Below are 14,656 nucleotides of genomic sequence, written 5' to 3' on the forward strand. Positions count from 1 at the left end.
CGGCCCGTGCGCGTGCAGCTGACGCGCGAGCAGGAGCATGCCTGGGAGCCCAAGGGCACCGCGCAGCTCATCGACGTCAATGGCGGCCTGAACGCCGATGGCGGCATCGCCGGCTACGACCTCGCTACGCGCTATCCCTCCAACGCCGCGCCGACGCTGGCGCTGCTGCTCACCGGACGCATCTCGCCCGATCCTGTCGTGCTCCAGATGGGCGACCGCACTGCGATCCCGCCTTATGACTACGACCACATGCGCGTCGTCGCCCACGACATGGCACCGATCGTGCGCGCGTCGTGGTTTCGCGGCGTCTCGGCGCTGCCGAACACCTTTGCGCATGAATCCTACATCGACGAGGCCGCGACCGAGGCCGGCGTCGACCCGATCGAATACCGCCTGCGTTACCTGAAAGACCAGCGCGCGGTCGATCTCGTCAATGCGGTGGCCGAGCGCGCCGGCTGGACGCCGCGCCCGGTTCGCGAGGAGAAGGACGGCGAGGTCGTGCATGGACGCGGCTTTGCCTATGCGCTCTACGTCCACAGCAAGTTTCCCGGCTATGGCGCGGCGTGGTCGGCGTGGGTCGCCGACGTCGCCGTGAACAAGTCGACCGGCGACGTCAGCGTCACGCGCGTGGTTGCGGGCCAGGATTCCGGCCTGATGATCAATCCGGAAGGCGTGCGCCACCAGATCCACGGCAACGTCATCCAGTCCACCAGTCGCGCGCTGATGGAGGAGGTCTCGTTCGAGCGCGGCGCCGTGGCGGCACGCGAATGGGGCGCCTATCCGATCATCCCCTTCCCCGATGTGCCCAAGATCGACGTGCTGATGCTGCCGCGTCAGGACCAGCCGCCGCTCGGCGTCGGCGAGTCCGCGTCCGTCCCGAGCGCAGCAGCGATTGCGAACGCGATCTTCGATGCCACCGGCGTGCGCTTTCGCGAGCCGCCGTTCACACCCGAGCGCATCCTGAAGGGGCTGCACGGCGGGATGCCTGCGACGCCACAAGCGTTGCCCGCGCCCGCCGCGCCGCAGCCGTCCCGCATCTGGGAAAATCCATTCGCCAAACGCGTCGGCATCTTCACGACGATTGCGGCCGTCTGCACCGCCGCGATCGGTATCGGCGCCGCGCTTCTGCCCGGACGGGCGATTGCGCCCATCGCACGCCCCGACGCATCAGTTTATTCCGCGGCGACCATCGCGCGCGGCCAGCAACTTGCCGCGCTCGGCAATTGCGCGGAGTGCCACACCACGATCAATGGTGTGCTCAACGCCGGGGGCCGCGCGCTGGAAACGCCGTTCGGCATCATCCACAGCACCAACATCACGCCCGACGTCGAGACCGGCATCGGTGCCTGGTCCTATCCCGCCTTCGAACGGGCGATGCGCGATGGATTGCATCGCGACGGCCGCCAGCTCTACCCCGCCTTTCCCTACACGCATTTCGCGAAGACCAGCGAGGCCGACCTTCAGGCTCTGTACGCCTACCTGATGGCACAGCCTGCGGTGCGCGCGACGACACCGGCGAATGAACTGGCCTTCCCGTTCAACCTTCGCCCGCTGCTCGCAGGCTGGAACGCGCTGTTCCACCGGACAAAAGAGTTCAAGCCCGATCCCGCCAGATCCGAGCAATGGAATCGCGGCGCCTATCTCGTGGAGGGCCTCGGCCATTGCAGCGGCTGTCACTCGCAGCGCAATGCGCTCGGCGCCGAGCAGCGCGAATCCTATCTGGCCGGCGGCTTCGCCGAGGGCTGGGAAGCGCCGCCGCTGACCTCGCTCTCGCATGCGCCGATCCCGTGGAGCGAGGACGAACTGTTCACCTATTTGCGCACCGGCCATTCGCGCTATCACGGCGTTGCCGCCGGTCCGATGGCGCCTGTGGTCAGGGACCTCAAAGCCCTGCCCGATCAGGACATCCGCGCGATGGCCGTCTATCTCAACTCGTTCAACGACAGCGCGGCCGAGACGCCGGACGCGCTTGCGGCACGGCTCGAAAGCGCGGCCCAAGTCACCGTCGCGTCGTCCAGCGGCGCGCGCCTCTATCAGGGCGCCTGCGCCGTCTGCCACGAGGTCGGCGGTCTGCCGCTGTTCGGCACCAGGCCCTCTCTCGCGCTCAACAGCAATCTGCACAGCAGAACGCCGGACAATCTCGTGCAGATCATTCTGCACGGCATCGCCGAGCCGGTGTCGAGCGACCTCGGCTACATGCCGGCGTTCAGGAACAGCATGAGCGACGCACAGATCGAGGAGCTCGTCACCTTCCTGCGCAAGCAGGTCGCGCCGGACAAGCCGGCGTGGACCGGCGTGCGCGAAACAATCGCGCGGGTGCGCAGCTCAACCCACTAGTCATTCCGGGGCGACGCGAAGCGGGGAGCTATGATGCGCAATTGCGCATCATAGCTCCCTCGCTACGCTCGGGCCCCGGAATGACACTGAATGAAACGTCAGAGTTACGGCTCTAGCCGTGCTTCTTCACGTCCACCGGCGGCGTGCCGTGGGTATGGAAAGACTCGATCGTCTTCAGCCCCCATGCCTGGCCCTTCTTGCGCTCCTCCTCGGTCCACACGATCGGCTTCCAGTCGGGCGCGAGAATGAGGCGTGCGCCGGCATTGGCGACCTCGACGCGGTTGCCGCCGGGCTCGTAGACGTAGAGGAAGAAGGTCTGCTGGATCGCGTGCTTGTGCGGGCCGGTCTCGATGTGGATGCCGTTCTCCAGGAAGATGTCGGCGGCGCGCAGAATCTCCTCGCGGCTGTCGAGCGCGTAGGTGACGTGGTGGAAGCGGCCGGGCGTGCCTGAATGATCGAGCGAATAGGCGAAATCGTAGCTCTTGTTCGACATGGTCAGCCACATCGCCGCTTCCCTTCCGTCGTTGAGGACGATCTGCTCGGTGAGGCGGCAACCGAGGTAATTCTCGAAGAACTCGCGGTTGGCCTTGATGTCGACGGCGAGGCAGTTGAGATGATCGAGGCGGCGGACGTTGACGCCGCGCGCGGGGAAGCGCTGGGCCTGGTTCTTCAGCGCCGGTTTCAGCTCGGGCGGCGCCTGATACCATTCAGTCTCGTAATAGAGCTCGACGATGTGACCGTCGGGATCCCGGCAGCGGAAGGTCGGCCCCTGCCCCATATCGCCGTCGATCCAGCCGATATCGAAGCCGGATCCTTTCAGCGCGGCGACCCGGCGCTCCAGCGCCTGCTGGCTGCGTGCGCGCAGCGCCATGTGCTCCATGCCCGAGGTCTTCGACGCCGTCAGCTTGAGCGAATAGCGCTCGTAATCGTCCCAGCCGCGCAAGTAAACCGACTCGCCCTTTTGGCCGCTGACGGTCATGCCCATGACGTTGACGAAGAATTTCAGGCTCTCGTCCGGCTTGGGCGTCAGCAGCTCCATATGGCCGAGATGAGCAAGATCAAGGATCGGTTCGGGCTGCATGCTTTCCTCCAGGCACAGCTGGCGATCCGTCGGACCGGATCGCGCGATCGGGGCCCGGGGCCGCAACGCGCCCGATTTGCCCGAAGGCGGCATCGAAGCCGCCGGCTCATTTGTACTAATGTACAAATGATTAGGTCCCGTCAACAAATCAAAACATCCCCCTGAATCGACTGACATCCCGCCTCCGAGACCAACATCCCCCGAACGGCGGACCGACTGGCCGGATGGTAAATTATTGCTTAACTGCTTTTGGCGGCCAACGGCCTGGAACCGAAGCATTTTCCCGCCGATTCTGCCCGGACGGATGCAATCGGAACAAAGCTCATGACCGAATTGTCGCGGATTTAACGAAGCGCCCGCGCCTGCCGCTTAACCGTTTGTGCAGCGACGGCCGCGCATAGTCCGGGCAAATCCCTCGCTCTTGCCAGGTTCATTGATCGTGACATCCTTTGGACGCGTGATTTCGGTTCGCGGATCGCTCGCCCGGGTCGGGCTATTGGCGGAAAGCCAGATGCCGATCTCGGAAGTTCGGGCGACCGTCGGCCGCTTCGTCAGTATTCGCAGCGCCAGTTCGGTCATCGTCGCGATGATCACCGAGGTATCCTGCGAGAACCTGTCGAGCAGCGACAACTATATCGCGGTCGCCTCGGTCGACCTCCTCGGCGAGATCCTCAACGCCGCCGACAAGCCCAAATTCCAGCGCGGGGTCACCAACTATCCGACCATCGGGGATGCCGTCGATCTGATTACGAGCCAAGAGCTGCGCACGATCTACGCGCCGACCGGCTCGGACCAGATCAACGTCGGTTTTCTCCAGCAGGACCGCTCGGTCATCGCCTATGTCGACGTCGAGGAAATGCTGTCCAAGCATTTTGCAGTGCTGGGATCGACCGGCGTCGGCAAATCCACCGGCGTGTCACTGCTGCTCAACGAGATCCTGAAGGCGCGCCCGAACCTGCGCATTTTCCTGCTCGACGTGCACAATGAATATGGCCGCTGCTTCGGCGACCGCGCGCTGGTGCTCAACCCGCGAAACCTGAAGCTGCCGTTCTGGCTGTTCAATTTCGAGGAAATCGTCGACGTGCTGTTCGGCGGCCGCGCCGGCGTGCCGGAGGAGCTCGACATCCTCGCCGAGGTGATCCCGCTCGCCAAGGGCGTCTACACCCAGTATCAGAACGCAGACCGCATCGGCCTGAAGCGCATCGATCCCAAGCAGATCGGCTACACCATCGACACGCCGGTGCCCTATCGCCTGGTCGACCTGATGTCGTTGATCGACGAGCGCATGGGCAAGCTGGAAAATCGTTCCTCGCGCATCATCTATCACAAGCTGATCTCTCGCATCGAGGCCGTGCGCAACGACCCACGCTACGCCTTCATGTTCGACAACGCCAACGTCGGCGGTGACACCATGGCCGAAGTCATCAGCCATCTGTTCCGCCTCCCGGCGAACGGCAAGCCGATGACGGTGATGCAGCTCGCCGGCTTCCCGGCCGAGGTCATCGACTCCGTCGTCTCGGTGCTCTGCCGCATGGCCTTCGACTTCGGCCTGTGGAGCGACGGCGTCTCGCCGCTGCTGTTCGTGTGCGAGGAAGCGCACCGCTACGCCTCCGCCGACCGCAACATCGGCTTCGGCCCGACCCGCAAGGCGGTGTCGCGCATCGCCAAGGAAGGCCGCAAATACGGCGTCTATCTCGGCCTCATCACTCAGCGTCCGGCCGAGCTCGACGCCACCATCATCTCCCAGTGCAACACGCTGTTCACGATGCGGCTTGCCAACGAGCGCGACCAGGCGCTGCTCCGCGCCGCCGTGTCGGACGCCGCCGCGAACCTGCTCTCCTTCGTACCCTCACTCGGCACGCGCGAAGTGCTGGCCTTCGGCGAAGGCGTCGCGCTGCCGACGCGCTTACGCTTCAAGGAAGTGCCGCCGCATCAATTGCCGCGCGGCGAAGCCACCATCTCGAGCGTACCGTCCGTCACCTCCGGCCACGACATGCATTTCGTCAGCGCCGTGCTCGAGCGCTGGCGCGGCGCCACCTCGCAGCGCGATGTGCCGAACGATCCGGTGTTCTCGGCCCCTCCGGCCAAAACGCTCTCCAACGTCGAGGCCCCGATGCTGCAGCCCTCGATGGGGCTCGATCCGGACCGCTTCTCGCTCTTGAAGAAGCCGTTGCGGTAAACTGCTCGTGTCCCGGACGCCGGGACCCCAGACGGCAACACGGGACATGTGGAGTGATGCGCCCCGCTGACTGGACGATGCTCTGCATCGCCAGGGAGGCGCTGCGCTGCGTCCGGAGCACAAGACGTTACTGCGCCTCTGGAGCGCCTCGCCCGCCTAGACTATATTTTGCCGACTCCAAGCCGGCGTTCAACCCATGACACAAGCCCACGCGCGCTCTCATGGGACAAGTGCCGAAGAAGTGACAGGCAAGACATGACCGAGCTGGACTGGCCCGAAATTCTGCTGCGCCTGGGAGCCGCGACGCTCGCCGGCGGCGCGATCGGCCTGAACCGCGACCTGCACGGCAAGCCGATCGGGCTGAAGACGCTCGGCATCGTCGGGCTCTCCACCGCGACCGTGGTTCTGCTCGCACTGCAGCTTGCCGAACCGACCAAGGTCGCCGACGCCGCCAGCCGTGTCATCCAGGGCATCCTCACCGGGATCGGCTTTCTCGGCGCTGGCGTCATCGTCCACCAAAGCACGGGGTTTCGCGTTCGGGGCCTGACCAGCGCCGCCTGCACCTTCCTTGCCGCCTGCCTCGGCATCGTTTGCGGCGCCGGAGAATGGAAGATCGTGCTGGTCGCGCTGGCCTTCGCTTTCGTGCTGCTCACGATCGGCCGCCGCGTCGAACGCTGGCTGCATCGCGCCCTCGGTGGCAAGGAGGATCCGCACCGGGCGGAGGTTTCGCCTAAGACGGGTTCCGAGGACAGCGGCTAGAACCGCAGCCGCCGGCTCCACAACGGCTTCAGCAGCTCCAGCACAGTGAGCACCAACAATCCCGCGCCGAGCGTGACCATGAGATCGTCGAGGTGCAGAGGACCGAAACGAAACAGGCTCGATGCCGGCGGCCACAACAAAGCCACGGCGAGAACGAGCGCGATCGACAGGAATATCCAGAGCAATGCCGGGTTCGGACGGAAGAAGGCTGACATGAAGGAAGCGCTGAAGGACCGGTTGACCAGCACCAGTGCGACGACGCAGACGACCAGCGCGATGAAAGCGAGCGCGCGCGCCTCATCGGGCGGAATACCGGAACGAAGCGCGACGACGAAGATCGCGGCAATCAACGCAAATGCCATGGCACCCTGGAGGATGCTCCAGCCGATCAACGCCCACGAGAACAGCTCCGCATCGGCGCGCCGCGGCGGGCGCGTCATGATATCGCGCTCCTCCCGCTCGGCTTCGAACACGAGCGAGCAGACGGGGTCGATGATCAGCTCCAGAAACGCGATGTGAACCGGACCAAGAACCAGCGGCAGCCCGAAAACCAGGGGAAGCAGGGCAAGCCCCGCGATCGGAACGTGGACGGCGAAAATGAAGGCCATCGCCTTCCGGAGATTGTCGTAGATCCGGCGCCCCAGCCGGATGGACGCAACGATGGAGCCGAAATCGTCGTCGAGCAGGACGATCGAGGAGGCCTCGCGGGCGACATCGGTGCCGCGGCCACCCATTGCGATCCCGATATGGGCAGCCTTCAGGGACGGCGCGTCGTTGACGCCGTCTCCGGTCATCGCGACGATCTCGCCGTTGCGCTTCATCGCCTGAACGATCCGCAGCTTCTGCTCCGGCAGGACCCGCGCGAAGACGTTTACATTCCTGACGAGGGCTTCCAGCTCGCTGTCGTCCGCGAGCTTGATCTGCTCGCCGGTCACGACCTCGTTGACGTCAAGCCCCGCCTGCCCGGCGATCGACATCGCGGTCGCAGGATAATCGCCCGTGATCATGACGACGCGAATGCCGGCCGAGCGCGATTCACCCACCGCCTCCGGGACCTGCGGACGAAGCGGATCGGCGAGCCCGACGAGACCGAGAAAGCGAAAGGGGAAGCCTTCCTGTGAGGTCGGCAGGCTCTCGCCGTCGCAAGTCGCGGCGGCTACGCCCAGTACGCGAAGACCATTCTTTGCCATCGCCGCGACCGCATCGCGCAGCGCCCCCTGCTGCGCACCATCCAGCTTGCAGAGGTGCGCAATAGCCTCGGGAGCACCTTTCGCAGCGGCCAAGACTTCCTCGCGATGCGGCAACTGCCAAACCTGGGTCATTGCCAGCAGCTCGGGCCGCAGCCCGTAGCTGCGCAACAAAATCCGAGCGCCCCCGGTTTCGTCGTCATCCGGCACACTGGCAAGCACGAACGCGTGCAGCGCCTTCTCCATCGGGTCGAACGGCTCCGGCGAGCTCGCGAGAGTGCTGCACCGCGCCAGCTCGAAAAACTCCGCTCCCACAGGAGCCGGCTGCGGCGAGCCAAGGCGCAAGCTCGTCCCATCACCCAGCCTCAGTTCAGCAACCGACATCCGGTTCTGCGTCAGCGTGCCGGTCTTGTCGGTGCACAGCACCGTGGCGGAGCCGAGCACCTCGATCGCGGCAGCGCGCCGCGTCAGCACGCGCGCCTTCGAGATGCGCCAGGCGCCCATCGCCATGAACACCGTGAGGACGACGGCAAACTCCTCAGGCAACATCGACATGCCGATGGCGATGCCTCCGAGCAGCGCCTGCAGCCAATCCCCGCGCAATGTTCCGTAAAGCAGCACGGCGGCCAGGCTGATCGCGGCGCCGCCGAGAAAGCAAAGCCGTACGAGCCGTGCGGTCTGCTGTTGCAGCCGGGGCGGCTCTGCCTGCAAGCCATGCAGCGACAAGCCGATCTTGCCGATCTCGCTGCGAGGACCGGTGGCCTCGACCTCGGCCAGACCCTCACCTCGCACCACCAGCGAACCGGAATACACGAAGGGCAGATCATCGCCGCCCGGGCGATGCTCAGCCAAGACGGTGTCGGTGGCTGACGTCTTGACTGCCTGCTTGCGAACCGGGACGGATTCTCCGGTCAGCAGGGACTCGTCGACCGCCAGATCACGCGCGCTGACGAGCAGCGCGTCGGCCGGAATCCGGTCGCCTTCGGCCAGAACGAGGAGATCGCCGCGAACGACGTCCCGGCCCGCGATCCGCCGCCGCTCCCCGTCCCTGACCACGAGCGCGCGCGGACTGGTCAGCTCTCGCAACGCTTCCAGCACACGTTCGGTGCGGGTTTCCTGCACGATCGTGATCACGATGGAGATGGCGCCGAATGCGAGCAGGAGCAGGGCCTCGCGGAGGTCGCCGAGCAGGAGATAGACAAGCCCGCCGCACAGGAGCAGCGCGAGCATCGGCTCGCGCACCACTTCTAGAACGATACGCAGCGGCGTACGCCGTTCGGACCGAGGCAGTTCGTTGTAGCCTTCCTGTTGCAGCCGCAGCCGAGCCTCGGTTTCGCTCAGCCCGGCCGAACCGGCGCGCTCTGTCTTGCTCACGTCTTCCGCCGCAGGCTCCAGAGACTTCCAGCCCCCACGATGGCCGTCACAAGCAGAACGGCGACGAAGGTCTGGATGATGGTGAAGTTCAGGGCATCGCGCGCGACGAACAGCGCGGTGAGCGCGCCGGCGACGATAAAGACGATGCGAAAGATGATGCTCATGGTCATGTCTCCGATCAGCATGACCTGGAGCCCACCTCACCCTCGACATCCGGGCGCAACGCTCTTCGGCATTCATGCAGGCGGACATTACCGGCCGGCGCCGACACGCATTTGCGGCATGTCAAGGCGTGCCTGGAACGCGATGTCGCTGGCCCGAAAATTCCGCCGCCCCTTGCGTGCTTCGAGACATGTCTACGCACAGCACGACCGGAGATGTCCGGCGTGTGACCCATCTGTGAAAGTGACGCCGGCGGAGAAATAAAGTTCCCGTTGGACGGGAATCGAGGCGATTCCACAATCGCACACGTTTTATTAAGAGTCTCACCCCCTACTGGCGCAAACAATTCGGCACAACCTCCACGACCTCCGTCGAGTCCACGGACGGGGGCACGGACGAGTCGTGCCTGCTAGAGGGCGCCATCTCATGAATCTGCGAGCCTCCATCATCGCGACGTGCATCGGCACAGCATTCTTCGGGATTGGCTACGCCTGGAACTTTCAGCCCGACGTCATCAATCCCGATGAAATATGGAGCATGTTTCAATCCGAGCATCGCAAGGCCCGAGCTGCGGTCTCTCGCATTCTCATCGAGCCGAGTTCGGCTCACTTCAGCAGCCTGCGAACGGTCGAGGCAGACGCTGCGCGATACGTATGCGGCGCCGTGAAAGCGAAGAACAAGGCCGGCCACTCCATCGATGCCGCGTTCGTTTACACGGTCGCGAGCGATTTCGCCCGGGTCGACGACGACGGCCGGATGACGTCACAGCACTCTCCCTACAAATCATGCCCAACCGCGGCCGACGTCAGGACTGCCGAACAACAAATGCCGATAGCACCCGGCGCGCTGGCGGTGGCCAAGGTCGTCGGAAAGGTCGTCCCCCATTCCAGCGGCGGGACAATGGAGCAACAGCTTGGCCAACTCGCCGCGCAGACAGCAGCGGTCGCGCCAGGATCGGGCCCCGCCTCGGGTCCGGTCGGGACAGGACCGGCACCGACGCCGGCAGGGCGGCCTTCAGGCTCGCAGGTGAAGGCCGCACCGGAAAGCGAACCCATCTGGCAGGCCGATCGGCCGCCGGTCGCATGGCCGGCGCTCGCCTCGGGCCAATGCCCGGTGAAATCGGCGCAGGAGCGAACAGCCGCTGAAGCCTTGGCTGTTGCGAAGGATATCGAGGCCCGCTGGGAGCAGTCGAGAAAATTGCAGGCTCCGACGAAGCGTGTGTCATCGGAAGAGGTCAAGCAAGCACGCTGCGCGCTGCTTGCGATCGATCCCGCCGACAAGGAGTATCCGCAGGCCTGGGCAGCCTTCGTGCGGCTCTGGAACATCGATCGAGACCTGGCCGGTTGAGGCCATAGGCTCGTGCGGAGCGATGCAATCGCCGCGCGGCGGCGGACGCTCTCATCATCGTCCGTCGGACCGCACCAGCGAGGCGCCGCTAGCGTTTCGCCATCAACTCGAGCGCCGGAGCAAAGCGCTCCGCGAACGTCAACGACCTGGCATGGTGAACTGCGGCAAACGATGCCGAGATTCCCGCCGACGCAACCGCGAGCAAGGCAATTACGAAAACCAGACGGCGCATATTCGCCTCCTGTTTGAGCTCGACTACTCCATAGAGATGGGACGGCTCTGTTTCAGGACGGTTTCGTGGACGCGGAATTTGATTTCACTCAAGCGGCTGTGATGGGATTCGGCTTATCTGGGCACGTTCCGCAACCAACTAACAATGGTCGACGTATTTTGCAGCGGATCGCCGGCCATATCGAGAATTCTACGGCCGCGGCCGCAATCCTGAAGCGCAGCGGCGACAAGCAGCGTTCGCTGGAACGGGAGTCATCAGGGAATACTCAAATGAAAGTCGTCATCCAGAAGCTCAATGGCCTGTGGCACCTCATCGTCGGGTCGTGCCAGATCCGAACGCCCTTCCTGGACACCCAGGACCGCGCGCTGGTGATCACCTACGCCCGCCGCGCCTACCCCGGCGCCAGGATCTTCCAGCGCGACTGACGCGAGCGGCGCGCATGATGGTCAGCGCACTAGAGGCACGGGGTGAATCACAACGCGCCCTCTAATCCTCGTCCGCCGGACCGCACCAGCCGGGCAGATAGATCGCATCCTTGCTCTTGGCCGCGGACATCCCCTTCTCGATAGCCTTGTCGAAATCGGCCTCCACCACCTTCCGCGAGAGCTTCCGGCGCAGGAAGTCGGCCCACAAAAATTCGGAGAACGGCGTGGTGTCCTTGGCGAAGCCGCCCATGCGGCGCAGTTCGCCGGCAAGGCTGCGGAACGGATCGTCCTTGAGATCGGCGATCGATTTCGGCAGGTCACGGAACCCCCGCCGCTCGCCCTTGGCGTCGTAAGGGTAGACCCAGCGCTTGTTGTCCATCACGCCCCAGAACGCCTCGCGCTCGACCATGCGGAGGTCGCCGACGACGGTCACCAGCACCTCCTTGACGCCTTCATCATGCAGTGCGCGGCCGAGATGATGATGGTCGATCACGTAGTAGCGCTCGTCCGGACCGTAGACGACGGGGATCATGTGCTTGCCGAGCAGATCGGCCTGCTTCTTCTTGTCATGCCCGCGCCAGCGCTTGCGCTTCTCCTTGACCTCGCGCATGCCGACCGTCATCTGCGTCGGCCGGAGCGACAGGATCGGGACCGGATGCACTCTCGGCTCGCGCGCGTTGGTCGTGGTCATGGTCGAAAGCCCCTCGCATGGTTGCAACTGGCGGCCCAGGTTCCCTCGACTATGACACGGGCGTTGCGGCGACAACACGTGTTCGGAAGGACGCGGAGATCACAAGCCGATGTAGAGGGGAACGAAGGCGGGAAGTCCTCGGCCATCGCCATGCCCGTTGTTGCAACGCAGTCCTCGGGTCCTGCCGCCGACATGACGGCTGGTTCCGCGGTCGCTCCATACCGGTCCATGCACAAATTGTGCGAGTGCACGAATGCACGCAGGCATTGAGAAGATTTTCTGCAACGCGTTCACCACCTGTGCTATCTAAAACCGCTGCTTCGGAGTGATCCCCGCCCCATGAATAGCCAGCGGCCCATAAGCTCTGACGACGAGCACCGGGTGCTCCAGTTCAGGCCGCGCAACTCTCCTTCCCCGACGGTCCACCGCGGCAGCGGTACCGTGCAGCCGTTGCGCGTGGCGCCCGAACCGCTGGACCTGTCACGCTACGAGCAGCCCCGCGCCGAGCCGGGCGACTTTCGCCATCGCATGCTCGCCAACATCGCGGCGCTGGCCTTCACCATCGCACTGACCGCAATCGGAATTTGGCTGGCGGTCAGCATCGCCGACCTGCGCCGGACTCAGGATTGCGTGCTGATGGGCCGTCGCGACTGCGTCAAGATCACAACGCCACACATCTAGGCCCGGTCTGCCGCCGGCCCCCGGCGGAAAAGGCTCCGGCGGGCATCCCCAGCCCCGTCTCCTCGCCTGCCCGGCTCCATTGAACTCAGGGCGGCGCTCCGATATACGGGCTTTCGACCCGGCCAGAGGGGGGTTGAGGGCGTCATCAGGGGCGCGATGCCCACCCACCGTGCCACTCTGGATAACCTGACAAATATCCGCAATATATCAAAGGCTTAGTGATGTCTTCCACATTCGATCAGGTCGCCACGATCATCGCTGAAACGTGCGACATCCCGCGCGACACGATCACGCCGGATAGTCATGCCATCGATGATCTCGGCATCGACAGCCTCGATTTCCTGGACATCGCGTTCGCGATCGACAAGCAGTTCGGCATCAAGCTGCCGCTGGAAAAGTGGACCCAGGAGGTCAACGACGGCAAAGCGACCACCGAGCAGTATTTCGTGCTGAAAAACCTGTGCGCCCGCATCGACGAACTGGTTGCGGCCAAGGGCGCGAGCGCCTAAGCGCGCGGTCATGCAACTCGAATACTTCCACATGATCGATCGCATCGTCGACCTCAAGGTCGACGAGAAGACGATCGTCGTCGAAGCCTTGGTCCCGAAGGAGAGCACCATCTTCGAGGGGCACTTCCCGGGCTACCCCTTGATGCCCGGCGTGCTCCTGATCGAATCGATGGCGCAGGCCTCGGGCTGGCTTCAGCTCGGCGTGTTCAAGTTCGAGCGCATGCCGATCCTAGCCGCCGTGAAGGAGGCCAAGGTCCGCGGCTCGGTCTATCCTGGCGATCTCATGAGCATCGAGGCGAGCCTCACGCATGAAGGCTCCGGCTACGCCATGACCGAAGCCAAGATCAGGGTCGGCGGCAAGCTGCGCGCCAACTCGGCGCTGACCTTCACGCTGATTCCCTTCCCCAATGCGGATATGCGCGGGTACATGGCGAAGGTCGCCGAGCGCGTCGGCTTTCCGCAACAGGCCGTATCGCCATGACTGACACTTCCGCGACGAAGCCAGGCCAGACCGAAGTCTGGATCACCGGCATTGGACTGGCCACCTCGCTCGGCGAGGGCCTGGACGCCAACTGGGCCGCGCTTCAGGAGAAGCGCATCAATGTCGACGAGAAGGGTTTTGCACCCTACATCGTGCATCCCTTGATGCCGGTTACCTTCGACAGCCAGATCCCGAAGAAGGGCGACCAGCGCCAGATGGAAGCCTGGCAGCGCATCGGCACCTATGCCGCGGGCCTTGCGCTCGATTCCGCCGGGATCAAGGGCAACAAGGATATCCTGTCGAAGATCGACATGGTGGTGGCCGCCGGCGGCGGCGAGCGCGATCTCAATGTCGACACCGGCGTGCTCACGGCCGAGGCCAAGGGCGCGAACGCGCCCGGCTTCCTCAACGAGCGGCTGATGAGCGATTTGCGCCCCACTTTGTTCCTGGCGCAGCTCTCCAACCTGCTCGCCGGCAACATCGCCATCGTGCATGGTCTTGGCGGCACCTCGCGCACCTTCATGGGCGAAGAGGTTGCCGGCGCCGATGCCGCCCGTATCGCGCTGTCGCGCATCGCCTCGGGCGAGAGCGACATCGCGCTGGTCGGCGGCTCGCACAATGGCGAGCGCAAGGACTTGCTCGTCCTCTACGAATTCGGCGACTTCAACCTGAAGGACAAGTTCGCTCCCGTGTGGGCGCGCAAGGATCATCCCGGCTTCGCGCTCGGCTCGGCCGGCGCGTTCCTGGTGCTGGAGTCGCGGGCACATGCGGAAGCGCGCGGTGCAAAGCCGTTCGCGAAGCTGTCGAGCGTCGTTGCCGATCTCGCCCGGCGCAAGCAGGGTGGCGACATGACCGCGACGCTGGAGAAACTGTGGGCGAAACTGCCGAAGCGCGAGGGTAAGGGCGCGATCATCACGGGGGCAACCGGTGCGGAGCCGGCCACGAGCGAGGAGCGCGGTTTCCTGAAGAGCCATGCGGATCTCCCGGTGCGCTCGACCGGCACGATGTTCGGCCACACCATGGAGACGCAATTCCCGCTCGGCATCGCGCTCGCCGCGCTGTCGATCTCGCGCGGTGCGCTGTTCCCGCCGAACGATTCCACGGGCACCGAGATTGAAATGCAGGGAGCGCCCACCCAGATTGTGGTGGTGGGAGCCGGACACTGGCGCGGCGAAGGCATGGCGCTGGTCGAGGCAGTTAGCTAGCTCACC

Annotated in this window: 13 protein-coding genes; 9 read left to right on the plus strand and 4 right to left on the minus strand. The window is 64.7% G+C overall.

The window, feature by feature from the left end:
- Positions 1–2,337: c-type cytochrome (locus MOV74_RS07215; RefSeq protein ID WP_246919497.1), on the plus strand; the 2,337-nt coding region annotated here is incomplete at its 5' end.
- A 112-nt stretch (positions 2,338–2,449) separates the two neighbouring features.
- Here the strand turns inward: MOV74_RS07215 and MOV74_RS07220 are convergent.
- On the minus strand, positions 2,450–3,418 hold the full coding sequence (locus MOV74_RS07220) for a catechol 2,3-dioxygenase (RefSeq protein WP_246919502.1): 969 nt from the start codon (positions 3,416–3,418) through the stop codon (positions 2,450–2,452).
- A gap of 439 nt (positions 3,419–3,857) precedes the next feature.
- Here MOV74_RS07220 and MOV74_RS07225 point away from each other — a divergent pair, with 439 nt between their 5' ends.
- Together MOV74_RS07225 and MOV74_RS07230 are read left to right on the plus strand one after the other, a co-directional pair.
- Positions 3,858–5,597: an ATP-binding protein gene (locus tag MOV74_RS07225; protein WP_246919506.1), complete on the plus strand. Its 1,740-nt coding sequence runs from the start codon at positions 3,858–3,860 to the stop codon at positions 5,595–5,597.
- Between the two features lie 255 nt (positions 5,598–5,852).
- Positions 5,853–6,356 (plus strand): MgtC/SapB family protein, encoded by a 504-nt coding sequence (locus tag MOV74_RS07230; RefSeq protein ID WP_246919511.1) that lies wholly within the window; start codon positions 5,853–5,855, stop codon positions 6,354–6,356.
- Here the strand turns inward: MOV74_RS07230 and MOV74_RS07235 are convergent.
- Together MOV74_RS07235 and MOV74_RS07240 are read right to left on the minus strand one after the other, a co-directional pair.
- Positions 6,353–8,917 carry a cation-translocating P-type ATPase gene (locus MOV74_RS07235; protein WP_246919516.1) on the minus strand — a complete coding sequence of 855 codons (2,565 nt, stop codon included), beginning with the start codon at positions 8,915–8,917 and terminating at the stop codon, positions 6,353–6,355. The genes MOV74_RS07230 and MOV74_RS07235 overlap by 4 nt on opposite strands.
- Positions 8,914–9,081 (minus strand): hypothetical protein, encoded by a 168-nt coding sequence (locus tag MOV74_RS07240; protein WP_246919522.1) that lies wholly within the window; start codon positions 9,079–9,081, stop codon positions 8,914–8,916. Before MOV74_RS07240 ends, MOV74_RS07235 begins: the two co-directional genes overlap by 4 nt.
- Before the next feature lie 424 nt (positions 9,082–9,505).
- On the opposite strand from MOV74_RS07240, the gene MOV74_RS07245 reads away from it, so the two are divergent.
- Both MOV74_RS07245 and MOV74_RS07250 read left to right on the plus strand, forming a co-directional pair.
- A complete protein-coding gene (locus MOV74_RS07245; RefSeq protein WP_246919526.1) occupies positions 9,506–10,426 on the plus strand; it encodes a hypothetical protein in 921 nt (306 codons plus the stop codon).
- A 297-nt stretch (positions 10,427–10,723) separates the two neighbouring features.
- Complete coding sequence (locus MOV74_RS07250; protein WP_246919529.1) at positions 10,724–11,083, plus strand: hypothetical protein; 360 nt, start codon at positions 10,724–10,726, stop codon at positions 11,081–11,083.
- 61 nt (positions 11,084–11,144) lie between these two features.
- On the opposite strand, the gene MOV74_RS07255 is transcribed toward MOV74_RS07250, so the two are convergent.
- Positions 11,145–11,774 carry a ParB-like protein gene (locus MOV74_RS07255; RefSeq protein WP_246919532.1) on the minus strand — a complete coding sequence of 210 codons (630 nt, stop codon included), beginning with the start codon at positions 11,772–11,774 and terminating at the stop codon, positions 11,145–11,147.
- Positions 11,775–12,113: 339 nt separating this feature from the next.
- Between MOV74_RS07255 and MOV74_RS07260 the strand changes: the two genes are divergently transcribed.
- The 4 genes from MOV74_RS07260 (at position 12,114) to MOV74_RS07275 (ending at position 14,650) form a co-directional block, all read left to right on the plus strand.
- Positions 12,114–12,455, plus strand: a complete 342-nt coding sequence (locus MOV74_RS07260) for a hypothetical protein (RefSeq protein ID WP_246919535.1) — start codon at positions 12,114–12,116, stop codon at positions 12,453–12,455.
- 221 nt (positions 12,456–12,676) lie between these two features.
- Positions 12,677–12,964, plus strand: a complete 288-nt coding sequence (locus MOV74_RS07265; protein ID WP_007592476.1) for an acyl carrier protein — start codon at positions 12,677–12,679, stop codon at positions 12,962–12,964.
- A 10-nt stretch (positions 12,965–12,974) separates the two neighbouring features.
- Positions 12,975–13,445 (plus strand): 3-hydroxyacyl-ACP dehydratase FabZ family protein, encoded by a 471-nt coding sequence (locus MOV74_RS07270; protein WP_063195480.1) that lies wholly within the window; start codon positions 12,975–12,977, stop codon positions 13,443–13,445.
- Positions 13,442–14,650: a beta-ketoacyl-ACP synthase gene (locus MOV74_RS07275; protein ID WP_246919539.1), complete on the plus strand. Its 1,209-nt coding sequence runs from the start codon at positions 13,442–13,444 to the stop codon at positions 14,648–14,650. Before MOV74_RS07270 ends, MOV74_RS07275 begins: the two co-directional genes overlap by 4 nt.
- Positions 14,651–14,656: the final 6 nt, after the last annotated feature.

Origin of the sequence: Bradyrhizobium sp. SHOUNA76 (genome assembly GCF_023006445.1) — a bacterium.
Lineage (GTDB): Bacteria > Pseudomonadota > Alphaproteobacteria > Rhizobiales > Xanthobacteraceae > Bradyrhizobium.